Raw genomic sequence first — 15,334 nt, forward strand, 5'->3', positions numbered from 1 at the left:
CCGCCATGTCCAAATTCTTCATCAACCGGCCGATCGTGGCCATGGTCATCTCGATCCTGATGACCATCGTCGGTCTGGTCGCCATGGCCGGGCTACCGACCGCCCAGTTCCCGGACATCGTTCCGCCGCAGATCAACGTCAGCAGCACCTACACCGGCGCCGACGCACTGACCGTCGAACAGGCCGTGGCGACGCCAATCGAGCAGCAGATGTCCGGCGTCGACAACATGGACTACATGTATTCGATCAACGCCAACAATGGCCAGTCCACACTGTATGTGAACTTCGCGCTGGGCACCGACGCCAACACCGACCAGCTGCTCGCACAGATGCGCGAAGGCCAGGCCGAATCACAACTGCCGTCGGAGGTTCGCAACTACGGTGTCACCGTCGCCAAGTCGACCTCCTCGCCGCTGATCATGTTCGCGCTCTACTCGCCGAACGGCACGTACGACAACGTCTTCCTCGCCAACTACGCGTACATCAACATCAATGACCAGATGACACGGGTCAAGGGAATCGCCAGCGTCACCATCTTCGGCGCCGGCCAGTATGCGATGCGCCTGTGGGTCAAACCCGACCAACTGGCCAAGTTGAACATCACGATTCCGGAAATCATCAACGCGGTCAACGCGCAGAACACCGTCAATCCGGCCGGAACAATCGGCGCCGAACCGGTCCCGCAGGGCCAGGAGTTCACCTATGCGGTGCGCGCCCAGGGCCGCCTGCAAAGCGCCGAAGAGTTCGGCAACATCGTGCTGCGCGCCAACCCAGACGGCTCGATCGTTCGCGTCGGCGACGTCGCGCGCATCGACCTAGGCGCCCAGACCTACAGCCAGCAGGGCCGGCTCAACGGCAAGCCCGCTGCCCTCGTCGCCCTCTACCAGATGCCTGGCGCCAACGCCCTCGATGCGGCCGATGGCGCCAAGAAGCTGATGGAGAAGATCAAGCAGAGTTTCCCGCCCGACCTCGACTACGTCATTGCCCTCGACACGACGCTATCGGTCACCGAAGGGATCAAGGAAATCCAGCATACGCTGCTCGAAGCGCTGGTCCTGGTGATGATCGTCGTCTTCGTCTTCCTGCAGGGCTGGCGGGCGACGCTGATTCCTCTGCTGGCGGTACCGGTGTCGCTGGTCGGCACCTTCATGCTTTTCCCGATGTTCGGCTTTTCGATCAACACCCTGTCGCTATTCGGTCTGGTGCTGGCGATCGGCCTGGTGGTCGATGACGCCATCGTTGTCGTGGAAGCGGTGGAACATCATATCGAGAACGGCATGTCACCCAAGGACGCCACGCTGCGAGCGATGGAGGAGGTCACCGGACCGGTGATCGCCATCGCCGTCATCCTGGCCGCCGTTTTCGTCCCGACCGCGTTCATCCCCGGAATCACCGGCCAGCTCTACCAGCAGTTTGCGGTCACCATCGCCATCTCGGTGATCATTTCCGCATTCAACGCGCTGACTCTGAGCCCGGCGCTCTGCGCGATGCTCCTCAAGCCCAAGGTCAAGGGCAGCGGCCCGCTGCAGAGATTCTACGACGGCTTCAACCGAATCTTTGGCCGCGTAACAACGGGTTATGTCGGCGTCTGCCGGATCGCCGTTCGCCGGAGCGTGATCAGCGTCATCTTTCTTGTCGCCGTCACCGCCAGCGCAGGTTTCTTTGGCAAGCTTGTCCCCGCCGCATTCCTCCCCGATGAAGACCAGGGTTACGTCTATGCCGCAATCCAGCTCCCCGATGCCTCGTCTCTGCAGCGCACGTCGGACATTGCCGCCCAGGCCGAAGAGCTGATCATGAAGGTCCCAGGCGTCCAATACACGACCACCGTCGTCGGCTACAGCATGCTGAGCCAGGTGACCAATACCTACAGCGCCTTCTTCTTCATCACGCTCAAGAACTGGGGCGAACGCAAGCTGCCCGAGGAGCAGTACACGGCGATCAAGGCTGAGCTGACGAAGCGGCTTGCCGGCATCCCCGGCGCCATCGCTTTTGCGTTTCCGCCACCGGCCATCCAGGGCGTCGGCACCTCGGGCGGCGCGACTTTTGTTCTTGAAGACCGTGCCGGCAAGGACATCGCCTTCCTCGCCGAGAACACCACCAAGTTCGTCGAAGCGGCAAAAAAACGCCCCGAACTCGCCGGCGTTTCGACCACTTTCCGGCCGACCGTGCCGCAGCTCTTCATCGACGTCGACCAGGACAAGGTGCTCAAACAGGGCGTCCTCCTCAGCGACGTGTACAAGACGCTGCAGAGCTTCCTGGGCAGCGGCTTCATCAACTACTTCAATCGCTTCGGAAGGCAGTGGCAGGTGTACGTCCAGGCCGAGGGTGACTACCGCACCAACATCGAGAATGTCGGCCGCTTCTACGTGCGCAACAACAAGGGCGAGGCGGTGCCGCTGTCGGCGCTGACCTCGATCCGCAATATCTCCGGGCCGGAATTCACCATGCGTTACAACCTCTACCGCAGCGCGCAGATCAACGCCTCGGCGGCGCCCGGCTACAGTTCGGAGCAGGTCATGCGGGCGCTTGAGGCGGTTTTCGCCGAAACCATGCCCAGTGAAATGGGCTACGACTACATGGGCATGTCGTTCCAGGAGCAGAAGGCGCAGCAAGGCGTCTCACCGGCCGTCATCTTCGGCTTCTCGCTGCTCTGCGTCTTCCTGATCCTGGCGGCGCAGTACGAGAGCTGGTCGTTGCCATTCTCGGTGCTGCTGGGCACGCCGATCGCCATCGCCGGCGCCTTTGCGGCGCTGCTCTTGCGCGGCCAGGAACTCAACGTCTATGCGCAGATCGGTCTGGTCATGCTGATCGGCCTGGCGGCCAAAAACGCGATCCTGATCGTTGAATTCGCCAAGATGGAATACGAGAAGGGCGAACTTTCGCTCGCCGAGGCGACCCTCAAGGGCGCGCAACTGCGCTTTCGGCCGATCCTGATGACCTCCTTCGCCTTCATCCTCGGCTGCGTGCCGCTGGCCATCGCCAGCGGCGCCGGCGCCCTTTCGCGGCAGGTCATGGGCAGCGCGGTCATCGGCGGCATGCTGGCCGCCACTGGCATTGCGATCTTCATCATTCCGGTGACTTTCTATGTCGTCGAAAGGATGTCGCACAAGGGCGACACGGGAGCCTCCCACCATGACGGCGGCCCCGACGCCAGCCAGGCCGGCCTTGCCGAAGAAGCGGCTGGAAAGGAGGATGGCCATCATGCGTAAGTCCTTGACTGCGGCGCTGCTGGCGCTGCTTGCCAGTGGCTGCACGGTCGGCCCCGACTACGTTCGCCCGCAGGTGGAGACGCCGCCTGCCTGGCGCCTCAGCGAACGGGTCGCCAATGACCTTGCCAACACCGCCTGGTGGCAACAGTTCGACGACCCGGTGCTCGACGATCTGGTGCGCACCGCGCTGCGCGAAAACCACGATCTGATGATCGCCGCCGCACGCATCGAGGAATTTGCCGGCAATTACGGCCTCGTTCGCGCCGGTCTTTTCCCGCAGGTGGGTGCGGGCTACGAAGCGAAGCGGCAACGGGATATCAGCGCGGTGGTGGTCGGCGCCGGCAGCGGTACCGCCTACAACAGCTACAACGCCGTCTTGAGCGCTACTTGGGAGATCGACATCTGGGGCCGCATCCGCCGCCAGACCGAGGCGGCGCGCGCGCAACTCCTGGCCAGTGAAGAGGGCCGGCGGGGCGTGATCCTGTCCCTGGTCGGCAGCGTTGCCGGCGCCTACGTCAACCTCCGCGACCTCGATCGCCAGCTGGAAATCGCCCAGGCAACGGCAAGAATCCGCGGCGAGTCGTACGACATCTTCAAGGATCGCTACATGGGTGGGGTCATCTCGATGCTCGAGCTGAGCCAGAACAAGTCGCAGTACGATGAAGCCCTGGCCAGCATCCCGCCGATCGAAAAAGCAATTGCCCAGCAGGAGAACGGCCTGAGCGTGCTGCTTGGCCGCAACCCCGGCCCGATTTCGCGTGGCAAGGACATCGATCAACTGACCTTACCGGCGATCCCGGCCGGCCTGCCGTCCGAACTGCTCGAGCGACGCCCCGACATCCGGCGCGCGGAACAGAACCTGATCGCCACCAATGCGCTGATCGGCGCCGCCAGGGCGGCTTATTTTCCGACCATCTCGCTGACCGGGCTCTTCGGCTACTCCAGCACCAGCCTGAGCAACCTGTTCCAGGGCCAAAACAAGGTGTGGAGCTACGGCGTGCCGATCACGATGCCGATCTTCACCGCCGGCGCCATCGCCGGCCAGGTTCAGTCCGCCGAGGCCGTGCAACAACAAGCGCTGTTCGCCTATCAGAGGGCCATCCAGCAAGGCTTTCGCGAGGTCAATGATGCACTCGTGAATCAGGACCGGACACGCGAGCAACTGCGGGCTCAGAAACAACAGGTGCAAGCGCTGGAGCAGTACTCCGCGACCGCCCGGCTGCGCTACGACAACGGCTACAGCAGCTACATCGAAGTCATTGACGCCGATCGCAGCCTGTTCAACGTCCAGCTGCAATTCACGCAGACGCAGCAGACGCAGTTCCAGGCGATGATCAACCTCTACCTGGCGATGGGCGGTGGCTGGGTGAGCGAGGCCGACAAGATGACCGGCGCGAGCGTAGTGCAGTGATCGCCACTCAGTGTCAGGCAGGCTGCCGCCCGCCTCGGCACTGGCAATGAGCGGTGCCCTGAACAGCGCCGCAGCTGGTCGCCGGCTTCGCCGTCGGCTATTTTTCCAGCAGGGAAGTGTCCACTGACCACTCCGGAGGAGGAGACAATGAGCCAGAAGCACAAGCCGAGCACGGAAGCCCCAGTCGAGGGAAACATCAATCCGGCCCTGCCGCCAGAAGCGGCGATCGACGCGAGCCCCGAGGCGATCGATAACGCAGAAGTCACTGGAAAAGCCAAGAAGCCGAAGAAGAAGATGTCCGATCGGGCCTACCTCAAGGCACTCGAGAAGCTCGAGGCGAAACTCGTTCATCTCCAGTCCTGGGTAATCAGAAAGGGCCTCAAAGTCATCCTGGTCTTCGAAGGCCGCGATGCGGCCGGCAAGGGCGGAACGATCAAGGCGATCACTGGGCGCGTCAGCCCGCGCGTTTTCCGCGTCGTCGCCCTGCCCGCGCCGACCGACCGCCAGAAGAGCCAGATGTACGTGCAGCGTTACATCGAGCACTTTCCGGCAGCCGGCGAAGTGGTGATCTTCGACCGCAGCTGGTACAACCGGATAGGCGTCGAAAAGGTTATGGGCTTCGCCACCGAGGATCAGGTGCAGCATTTCCTCAAGATGGCGCCGATGTTCGAGAAGGCAGCGGTGGAGGAAAACGGCATCATCCTCCTCAAGTACTGGCTGGAAGTGGACATGGACGAGCAGGAGCGGCGCCTCGAGGCACGCATCACCGACCCGCGCAAGCAGTGGAAGCTGTCCCCGATGGACCTCAAGTCCTTCAGCCGCTGGTACGATTATTCGCGCTCCCGCGACAGAATGTTCAAGGAAACCGACACCGATTGGGCACCCTGGTTCGTCGCCAATTCCAACGACAAGAAGCGCGTTCGCCTGAACATCATCCAGCACATCCTGGACAGCATCCCCTACGAAGTGCCCAGGGATCCCAAGATCAAGCTGCCGCCGAGGCAGAAGAAGGGGGACTACAAGGAGCCCAAGCTGTCGCTCAAGCACGTTCCGGAAGTCTATTAAGCATGGAGCCGGCGCGGGGTGATGCCCACGGCGTGTGGTCGGCAAGAACGGCATCATCCTGCTCAAAATGCTGGCTGGAAGTGGACATGGACGAGCAGATACGCCGCATCGAGGGACGCATCACCGACCCGCGCAAGCGCTGGAAACCGCCGCCGACGGACCTCAAGTCCTACAGCCGCTCGTACGACTACGCGCAAGCACGCGACGACATGTTCGCGGCTACGGATTCGGAATGGGCACCGTGGTTCGCGACACGATCCGACGACAAGAGGCGGCTGCGGCTCAACATCATCACGCACCTCCTGAAGAGCATCCCCTACGAGGTGCCGAAGCCAGCGAAGATTACCCTGCCCAAACGGTAAAGCCCTGGAAAGTACCGGGAAATAGACCATCCCGTGAAGAACATTCCGGAGCTTTCCTGACACGTTTGCTGTCTCGCCGATCCCCAAACAGGAATCGACCAGGGCGATCTGACCTTGGCTTTCCACGCGTCACGCCCATCTTGCTGAGCAGCAGGCGCCTCCGCTCTACGCCCCGATAACGCTTCCGACCGCCGAGTACGCTCGTCAGGCATTAGAGCCTGCGTTGCGTCCAGCACCGGCTCGCTACCCCTTCTTGCGTCCGGTTGCCACTGCGACGAAGGTCGCCGAGAGCGCCCGCGATGTGACCGACCACATCGTCGCCTTCTACAACAGCGCCCGTCTGCACCCAAGACTAGGTTACCTGCCGCCGAATGTCTATGAACAGCAAATGGCACAGAAACAACCTATCCCAGTGTCCGAAATCGCTTGACCACTACAGGGCGACGCCAGACGACCAGCCTCGAGACACCAGACTGAAGCTGTGTGCAGCGCCATGGCATAAACGCTTTGAGCATATTCATGGCTGTAGCGGCCGAGATCGGTACATTCGCCGAATTTTCGCCGAATTCACGGCCGACCAAGGTATATTGCCAAGCAGTGTCTTTTCGTCTGGAGGTCAGCACATGAATGCTTCTGCCTTCTCCAAGTACCTGCAGTCGGGCTTGCCACTGCTTTCGACGCTGCGAGAGTACCGGCTGGCGTGGCTCGGCAAGGATTCGATCGCCGGGCTTTCAGCGTGCATCGTCTCGATTCCGTCGGTGATCGCCTATGCCGAGCTGGTACACCTGCCGGCGATCACCGGCTTGTACGCGGCACTGGCGGCGGCGATCGGCTACGCGCTGTTTTCCAGTTCACGACACGTCATCGCCGGGCCAGATGCCGCGATCGGGCTGCTCGCCGGTTCGGCGATCCTGCCGCTGTCGGGGGGTGACCCAGCGCGCATCGTCGTGCTGGCGGCGCTGCTCAGCCTCCTGTCAGGGGTCGTACTGCTGCTCGCCGCGCGCCTGAAGCTGGGCGTAATCGCCGACCTGTTGTCGCGTCCGGTGCTCATCGGCTACCTGAACGGTGCGTCACTGGTCCTGATCGCCACGCAGCTTGGCAAGATGTTCGGCATCAAGACGGAGGGGGAGGAGTTCTTCGAGCTGGTGTTGACGGTCGTCGAGAAGCTGCCACAGACGCAGGTGCCGACCTTCGCGCTCGGGGTGCTGCTGGTCGGGCTGCTGGTCGGACTGGCGCGATGGCTGCCGCGCGTCCCCGGTGCGCTGGCCGTCTGCGCGGTCGCGATCGCCGCGACCTTCGTCTTCGACCTTGGCAGCTACGGGATAGCGCTGGTCGGCAAGGTCCCGTCGGGAATACCGCAGCTGACGATTCCGTCGTTTCGCTGGGCGGATATCGCGGCTCTTGCGCCGGCCGCCGTGGCGATCGCCTTCCTGGCGTTTTCCGACGGCATTCTTTTGGCGCAGACCTTCGCCGAGAAGAATGGCTACGAGGTACGCCCGAACCGCGAACTGGTCGCTCTGGGATCGGCGAACATTCTGGCCGGGCTGTGGCAGGGGTTTCCGGTTTCGGCCAGCCAGTCACGTACCTCGATCGTCGATTCGGCCGGCGGCCGGACGCAGGTTGCGCAGCTGATCCTGGCCTTCGGCCTGCTGTTGTTCCTGTTCTTCCTCACCGGTCTGGTGGCGCTGCTGCCGAAGGTGGCGCTCGGTGCAATCCTGATCGTGACCGCCATCGGGATGCTGGAAGTGGCGTCGCTCAAGGGTTTGTACAAGATCGATCGTCTCGAGTTCGGCATCGCGGTGGGGGTGACCGCGGCGATCCTGATTGCCGGGGTCGTGCCGGGCATCATTCTGGGCTTGCTGTTGTCGCTGATTTCGGTGCTGGTCGAGGTCTCGCGCCCCGATGACGCCGTGCTTCGCCGGCTGCGTAGCGACGGCAAGTTCCACGACTGCCTGGATGACGACGAGGCCGACAGCATACCGGGCCTGCTGGTCTATCGGCTCTACGCGCCGCTCATCTTCGCCAATGCAAGGCATGTGATGAATCGTATCCGGACTTTGGTCGACGAAGCCGAACCGCCGGTCAAATGGCTGGTGATCGACGCCCAGGCGATTCACGACATTGACGTCACCGCCGCGCAGCGCTTTGCCGAACTGCACCGTGAACTTGCCGACGAGGGCATTGACGTCAAGATTGCCGACGCCCCGCGGCCATTCTTTGAGGAGCTGACCAAGGTCGGCCTTTCCGAGGAAATCGGCAGGCAGGATTTCTTCGTTTCGGTCAAGCAGGCTGCGGCGGCATACGATCAGTATTGCGCGGCCGAGGACAAACCGCCCGCAGCGGCCACGCCATCCGTTTCGTAAGCGTCGACGACGCAAGGCTGTCAGTCGTCATTTCCGGGAACGCCGCGACTCCTGTTGCTTGACTCTGTCGAAGGCCGACTCACAGGCGCGCCAGAACGGTTCAAGGCCCCTCCCTGACGCACGTCACTCGCCGCCGGAACACTCGGTCGCCGCGCATTCCGTCGGGCGGCCGGTTCGGTCTGCACGCGTGGCGATCCATCTGGCAAGTTCCTGCGTGGCACGGCCCCGTGTACCGGAACTCTATACAAGAGCCTGTGTCAGAGCACCTCATGCACATCCGCTAGGACGCTGGCAACTATCTGGAGCAGTTGATGTCCCGGAAAAAATGCTTGGCTACCCAAATTGCAAAGTGCTAGTCTTGACTTCAGGAGGCGCGGGGGCCACCTGCATAGCTCGTACCGACCAGGCCGCTTGCGTTTTGCCGCTTCTTCTTCCTACAGGAGGCACGACCATGCGTTTACCACGCGAATCATGCAAGCGCCATTTTGCGAGAAGCATCGCCTTGCTCGGCGTGCTCTTGGTGTCGGCCTGCGGCCAGACGGAGAGTCCGCCGGCGGCGACGACGACGACTGCGGTGAGCACCGTGGCACCTGGGGCGACCGACGACAGGCGACCCTTTACGGGCGACTGGACCACCATTGGCAGCCGACAGGTCATGGACCTCGGACCGGGCCAGCAGGCAGCAGTCTTCCAGCTCAGCGGTTCGTTGCTCCTGAGCGGCGAGCAACGAATAAATCGCGGTTTTCAAGCCCACCTCATCGGCTTCTCCGACACCACCACCGGCATGCAGGGCCGCAGTGTGTGGACTGACGAACATGGCGACAAGGTCTTCAGCGAGTTGAGTGGCGAAGGGATTGGCCCCGGCCAGTTGATCGAAGGAAAGTTCGTCGGCGGCAGCGGGCGCTACGTCGGGATAAGCGGTGAATACAGCTTCAAATGGAAGCGCCTCGGCGCTATCGAAGGCAACGAGTTGACCGGGCGGGTCGTCGGTCTGAGTGGCTGGGCGCGCCTTGGATCGCCCAGTGCGGTTGCTCCCACCACTGCAGGAGGTCCAAAATGAGTACAGCCGCTTTCGGAACGGGAAGAATCGTAAAGTTGGTGATCCTCCTGGTGGTGTTCTTCGGCCTATGGTTCACGCCGGTACCCGAGGGCCTGACCGTCGAGGCCTGGCATCTCTTTGCCGTCTTCGCGTCGGCGATAACTTCCGTCGTGCTCAATGTCTTCCCGCTATTCACGTCGTCGCTGGTGGCTTGTGCGATCGTCGTGCTCACCAACACACTGACACCGGCCAAGGCCTACGGCGCGTTCGCCAACGCCATCGTCCTCCTGGTGGTAACGGCCTTTCTGGTCTCGCAAGCGGTGGTCAAGAGTGGTCTCGGCAAGCGGATCAGTCTGCGGGTGATCACGGTGTTCGGGAAATCGACGCTCGGCCTGGCTTACAGCATCTACATCACCGACACCCTGATCGCCCCCGGCTTCCCGAGCAATACCGCGCGCGGAGGCGTGCTCTTCCCGGTCATCCTGGCCCTGGCGCAAAACAGCGGCTCGACCCCCGACGACGAGAGCAAGCGACGCCTGGGCGGCTACCTGATGTTTTGCGGCATGTCCAGCCTGGCCATTACCTCGGCGCTGTGGTTCACCGCCACGTCGGGCAACCCGGTCGGCGCGTCGCTGGCCGCCGAACAAGGGATGGCGATCAGTTTCGGGTCATGGCTGCTCGCTTCCAGTGTGCCGTGCCTGGTGGTGATCGCGATCCTGCCGCTGCTGCTCTACAAGCTCTTCCCACCCGGAATCACCAGCACCCCGGATGCACCGGAGAACGCACGCAAGGAATTGCGTGCAATGGGCCCGATGTCGCGCCACGAATGGATTACGGCGATCACCTTCGCCGTCATGGTCACCGGCTGGATACTCGCCGCTCCGTACAAGCTGAACCTGACGGCAATTGCCCTCGCCGGTCTTGCCACGCTGATGATCACCGGCGTTCTCACGATGGATGACATGGGCAAGCAGGGCGGCACGCTGGTTACCTTCATCTGGCTGGCGGTGCTTTTCGGCATGAGCGGCCAGCTCAACGAAATGGGCTTCATGGGCTACGTCGGCGAGCGACTGGCGGTGGGACTCGAAGGTCTCGCCTGGCCGGTTGCCTACGTCGCCCTGCTGGTCATCTATGTGCTGCTCCACTTCGGTTTCGTCAGTCAGAATGCGCAGGTTCTGGCGCTGCTCGGAGTGTTTCTCGACGTTGGCGTAAAGTCGGGCGTTCCTGTCCATTTGATGGCCTTCGCGCTCCTGTTTGCCAGCAGCTACTTTTCGGTCATTACGCCACAAGGCGGTAGCCAGAACATCATCTTCGTCGCCAGCGGCTATCTCAAGCAGGGAGAACTCTATCGCCTGGGACTGGCGACGACTCTCTTCTGTACTGTGGTGTTTCTGGTCATCGGCACCCCCTGGATTCTCTGGGTCGGCGGCTAGTCAGAACCAGCAGGCGATTCCCCGCCCGCGCGCTCACCGCGGGTGTCTCATTCGACCCAAGGCGCCCACCTAGCCGGCAGCAGCGATCAGCCGGCACTTCTGGAGACAAGTCATATGAGTATGGACCCCGGAACTGGCCGCAGTGCGGCCCCGCTGAGCCGCCACCGCAGTGTTTGGGAAGTTCGATCGGAAAGCTGGATCGGGCTGGTCGATCAACTGTCGCAGCTCGCCAAGTTGCCCCTTGATGACCCCAGTCGGGAAGACCGCTTGACGACGGTGCAAGCCTTGACCGAAGCCTTGCGACCGATTGAAGCCTGCTGGGCGTTTCCGGGCCGCCGCGCCTTCACCGACCTGTGTACCTTTATTGACCGCGGCGATCTTGCGCTGGCCGCGGTCGGCGCTCGCCGCATTCATCGGACGCTGGCCTCGCTGACGTACCGCCACGAAGGCACGGCGCCAAAGAATGACGCCCACCTGCCCTCGCAGATCGAGAGCGAGCAAGAGTACCGGGCGCAGCTGCGCTGCCCATATTTCGAGGTTCTGGTCGTCGACGACATGCCGGCCGATGAAGAAGAGTCGCTGCATCGGCGTGTACGCAGCGAGCGCAGAGCCGACGACGATTTCGTCTACGACGTCGTGGTCGTGCCGACCTTCGAGGATGCACTGGTCGCCACGATGGTGAACTTCAACCTGCAGGCGGTGGTCATCCGCTACGACTTTCCCTACCGCTCGATCCATTTCGCCGAACTGACAATGCGGCGCTTTCTTGAAGGTGCCGACGTCGACGGCGAACTGCTGCCCGAATCCGAACGCGGTCCGCTGTTGGGTCGCCAGATCGCACACTTGCGCCCGGAACTGGACCTCTATCTGGTGACCGACGTCAATGTCGAAGACGTCGCCGCGAAGGCGGGCGATACCTTCAACCGCATCTTCTTCGGCGAGGAAGACAAGCTGGAACTCGGCCACTCGCTCATGCAGGGAGTTGCCGAGCGCTATCACACGCCGTTCTTCGAAGCGCTGCGCAAGTACGCCAAACAGCCTACCGGCGTTTTCCACGCGCTGCCGCTGGCGCGTGGCAAGTCGATCATGAATTCGAACTGGATCGGCGACCTCGGCGAATTCTATGGTATGAACCTGTTCATGGCCGAGACATCAGCCACCTCGGGTGGGCTCGATTCGCTGCTCGAGCCCACCAGCTCGCTGAAGCTAGCCCAGGAGTACGCTGCGCGCGCCTTCGGCTCGCGCCGCACCTTCCTCGTCACCAACGGAACGTCAACCGCCAACAAGATCGTCGTCCAGGCGATCGTCCGGCCCGACGACATCGTTCTGGTCGACCGCAATTGCCACAAGTCGCACCACTACGGGATGGTGCTCGCCGGCGCGCAGGTCACCTACCTGGAGGCCTATCCGCTGCACGAGTACTCGATGTACGGCGCGGTGCCGATCCGCCACATCAAGGAAACGCTGCTCGAGCTACGCCGCGCGGGAACGCTGAACCGCGTGCGCATGGTGCTGCTGACCAACTGCACCTTCGATGGCATCGTCTACAACGTCGAGCGGCTGATGCTCGAATGCCTGGCGATCAAGCCTGACCTGGTATTCCTGTGGGACGAGGCCTGGTTCGCGTTCGCCCGATTCCACCCAGTCTACCGCCAACGCACGGGAATGGCAAGCGCCGCCAAGCTGACGCAGATGTTCCAGAGCGAGGAGTATGCCAAACGCTACGCGGAGTTCGCCAGCAGTTTTGACGACGCCGCCTGGGCTGACGACGAGAAGGTGCTGAACACCCGTCTGCTGCCCGACCCCGGCAAGGCTCGAGTGCGCGTCTACGCCACGCAGTCGACGCACAAGACGCTGACGTCGCTGCGCCAGGGCTCGATGATCCACGTCTGGGATCAGGACTTCAAGGACAAGACCGAGGAGGCCTTCCATGAAGCGTACATGACGCACACCTCGACTTCACCCAACTACCAGATCCTCGCCTCGCTCGACGTGGGTCGAAGGCAAGTCGAAATGGAAGGCTACGAACTGGTACAGCGCCAACTCGAACTGGCGATGAATCTCCGCGATCACGTGGCCGCTCACCCGCTGCTCCGCCGCCACTTCCGTTTCCTGACCGTGACCGATCTGGTACCCGAGGAGTTTCGCGAGTCGCAGGTCGAATCGCTGTACAACATCGATACCGGCTGGGCGAACCTGCTGAAAGCCTGGCGCTTCGACGAGTTTGCGCTCGACCCGAGTCGCGCGACGCTGGCCATCGGTCTGACGGGAATGGATGGTGACACGATCAAGAACAAGTACCTGATGGACAAGTACGACATCCAGATCAACAAGACCTCGCGCAATACGGTGCTGTTCATGACCAACATCGGCACCACCCGCTCGACCATCGCCTACCTGCTCGGCGTGCTGGTCAAGATCGCCGGCGACGTTGACGAGCGGGTGGCCGACATGAGCACCCCGGAACGCCGCATCCATGACAAACGAGTGCGTTCGCTCACCCTGGAGCTGCCGCCGCTGCCCAACTTCTCCTGCTTCCACCAGGCGTTCCGCGGCCGCAGCCTCGACGGGCGGACCGAGACGCGCGATGGCGACGTCCGCAGCGCTTTCTTCCTTGGCTACGAAGACGGCAACTGCGAGTACCTGACCATGGAAGAAACGGCGCAGGCGATCAAGAACGGGCGCGAATGCGTCTCTGCGCAATTCGTCATCCCCTACCCGCCGGGATTCCCGATTCTGGTGCCGGGGCAGGTGATCAGCGCCGAAATACTGCAGTTCATGCAGGCGCTCGACGTGCGCGAGATCCATGGTTTCCGGCCCGATCTCGGTTTTCGCATCTATACCGAGGCGGCACTGGAGCAAGCCGGGCAGGCGAACGCGGTCTGGAAAGCCCAGATCAATTCAACCGCGGCGCAGGTGGAAAGCGAATGAATTGACCGGTGGCCGGCGCCAGCACAGCAGTCCTGTTATGACAATAACCAAGAGGAGACAGAGATGACTTTCAAAGTTAAGACGATTTCCGACCTGCGGCTGATGTTCCACCGCAACGAGCGGCCGATCTATTTCATCAGCGCCACCAACTTCAATCTGCTCGGAATCGACCAGTGGGTCAATCGCTTCCGGTTCATCAGCTACATCGATTGCTTCGATGGCCGGCATCCGAACGTCTTCGTTCCGCAGGAGACGCCGCACGACGAGTTCACATCGATCGAAGACATCAATAACTACATGTTGCAGCACAAGGACGTAATCGACTTCATCGAGCGCCGGGGTGGTAGCCCGGCAGCCACCTTCCTGATGTTCGACGAGAAAACCGAGGCGCTGGCCCAGGAACTGGGCATGGAAGTCTGGTTTCCGCCGGCCAAGCTGCGCCAGCGCTGCGACAACAAGATGGAAACGGTGCGCATCGGCAACAAGGCCGGCGTACTGTCGGTACCGAATGCGCTTGAGAAGGTGAGCAGCTTCGCCAATCTGATGGAGATTGCCGAACGCCACGGACTGGGCAAGCACCTGGTCCTGCAGTCGGCCTTCGGCGATTCCGGCCACACGACCTTCTTCATCTCGTCGGAAGACGACTTCAACAAGCACCAGGACGACATCTGCAAAGATCCCGAAATCAAGATCATGAAGCGCATCAACTGCCGTGGGGCGACGCTCGAAGCCTGCGCCACGCAGTCGGGAACGCTGGTCGGGCCGATGCTTACCGAAGTCGTCGGCGCCAGCGAACTGACGCCCTACAAGGGCGGTTGGTGTGGCAACGAGGTTTTTCCGGGTGCCTTCTCCGAAGCCGTCCGCGCCAAGGTCCGGGAGATGACCGAGCGCTTTGGCAACCAGTTGATCGAGGAGGGTTATCGGGGTTACTTCGACCTCGATTTCCTGATCGACCAGGAAGACGGCGAGGTCTACCTGGGCGAACTGAACCCGCGCGTCTGCGGCGCCAGTCCGATGACCAACCATGCGGCGTTCGCCTATGCCGACGCCCCGCTTTTCCTCTTCCACCTGCTGGAATTCTCCGGCGTGCCATTTGACCTCAACGTCAGGGAGATCAACGAGCGCTGGGCGCAGCCGCATTTCATCGACTCCTGGTCGCAGGTGGTGATGAAGTACACCGACAAGAACGTCGATCAGGTCACGCATGCTCCGGGCACCGGGATCTACCGCATGAGCGAAGACGGCAGCGTCAGCTTCCAGCGCTTCGACTATAACCGCCAGGCGATCGATAGCGAGCGCGAGGCCTTCTTCCTGCGCATCACCGGCTCGGGTGACTATCGTTACGAGGGGGCCGACCTGGGCATCCTGATCACGCGCGGTCGTTCGATGGACGACAACTTCAAGCTCAACCTGCGCGCCCGTGACTGGATTCGCGGCATCAAGCAGTACTATGCCGGCAAACCGATCGTAACCACCGAGCACGAGGCAGCACCAGAGCCCGGCGCCTTCAAGATCCTTTGA

8 protein-coding genes and 2 pseudogenes are annotated in these 15,334 nt (G+C 62.2%); all 10 read left to right on the top strand.

Features of this window, described 5'->3' with window-relative positions; genetic code table 11:
- The first annotated feature begins 5 nt into the window (after nt 1-5).
- The 10 genes and pseudogenes from Q1L50_RS14950 (at nt 6) to Q1L50_RS14995 (ending at nt 15,334) form a co-directional block, all read left to right on the top strand.
- Nucleotides 6-3,209: a multidrug efflux RND transporter permease subunit gene (locus tag Q1L50_RS14950; protein WP_300340085.1), complete on the top strand. Its 3,204-nt coding sequence runs from the start codon at nt 6-8 to the stop codon at nt 3,207-3,209.
- Nucleotides 3,202-4,620 carry an efflux transporter outer membrane subunit gene (locus Q1L50_RS14955; RefSeq protein WP_300340155.1) on the top strand — a complete coding sequence of 473 codons (1,419 nt, stop codon included), beginning with the start codon at nt 3,202-3,204 and terminating at the stop codon, nt 4,618-4,620. The genes Q1L50_RS14950 and Q1L50_RS14955 overlap by 8 nt, the downstream gene beginning before the upstream one ends.
- A 294-nt stretch (nt 4,621-4,914) precedes the next feature.
- Complete coding sequence (gene ppk2, locus Q1L50_RS14960) at nt 4,915-5,685, top strand: polyphosphate kinase 2 (protein ID WP_300340157.1); 771 nt, start codon at nt 4,915-4,917, stop codon at nt 5,683-5,685.
- Between the two features lie 37 nt (nt 5,686-5,722).
- Nucleotides 5,723-6,047 (top strand): annotated as a pseudogene (locus Q1L50_RS14965) (polyphosphate kinase 2); the annotation flags it as partial.
- Between the two features lie 286 nt (nt 6,048-6,333).
- Nucleotides 6,334-6,477: pseudogene (locus Q1L50_RS14970) on the top strand (IS3 family transposase); the annotation flags it as partial.
- A gap of 193 nt (nt 6,478-6,670) precedes the next feature.
- Nucleotides 6,671-8,410 carry a sulfate permease gene (gene sulP, locus Q1L50_RS14975; RefSeq protein ID WP_300340087.1) on the top strand — a complete coding sequence of 580 codons (1,740 nt, stop codon included), beginning with the start codon at nt 6,671-6,673 and terminating at the stop codon, nt 8,408-8,410.
- Nucleotides 8,411-8,912: 502 nt separating this feature from the next.
- Nucleotides 8,913-9,470, top strand: coding sequence for a hypothetical protein (locus Q1L50_RS14980; protein ID WP_300340089.1), 558 nt, complete (start codon nt 8,913-8,915; stop codon nt 9,468-9,470).
- Entirely contained in the window at nt 9,467-10,882 is a 1,416-nt protein-coding gene (locus Q1L50_RS14985) for a DASS family sodium-coupled anion symporter (RefSeq protein ID WP_300340091.1), read from the top strand. Before Q1L50_RS14980 ends, Q1L50_RS14985 begins: the two co-directional genes overlap by 4 nt.
- A gap of 114 nt (nt 10,883-10,996) precedes the next feature.
- Nucleotides 10,997-13,813, top strand: a complete 2,817-nt coding sequence (locus tag Q1L50_RS14990) for an ornithine decarboxylase (RefSeq protein WP_300340093.1) — start codon at nt 10,997-10,999, stop codon at nt 13,811-13,813.
- Nucleotides 13,814-15,334, top strand: a complete 1,521-nt coding sequence (locus Q1L50_RS14995; RefSeq protein ID WP_300340159.1) for a biotin carboxylase — start codon at nt 13,814-13,816, stop codon at nt 15,332-15,334.

Source organism: Accumulibacter sp. (assembly GCF_029255145.1).
GTDB lineage: Bacteria > Pseudomonadota > Gammaproteobacteria > Burkholderiales > Rhodocyclaceae > Accumulibacter.

Coding starts and splice junctions, on each gene's coding strand:
- Q1L50_RS14950 (WP_300340085.1), top strand. CDS start 6: ATGTCCAAATTCTTCATCAACCGGCCGATCGTGGCCATGGTCATCTCG.
- Q1L50_RS14955 (WP_300340155.1), top strand. CDS start 3,202: ATGCGTAAGTCCTTGACTGCGGCGCTGCTGGCGCTGCTTGCCAGTGGC.
- ppk2 (WP_300340157.1), top strand. CDS start 4,915: ATGTCCGATCGGGCCTACCTCAAGGCACTCGAGAAGCTCGAGGCGAAA.
- sulP (WP_300340087.1), top strand. CDS start 6,671: ATGAATGCTTCTGCCTTCTCCAAGTACCTGCAGTCGGGCTTGCCACTG.
- Q1L50_RS14985 (WP_300340091.1), top strand. CDS start 9,467: ATGAGTACAGCCGCTTTCGGAACGGGAAGAATCGTAAAGTTGGTGATC.
- Q1L50_RS14990 (WP_300340093.1), top strand. CDS start 10,997: ATGAGTATGGACCCCGGAACTGGCCGCAGTGCGGCCCCGCTGAGCCGC.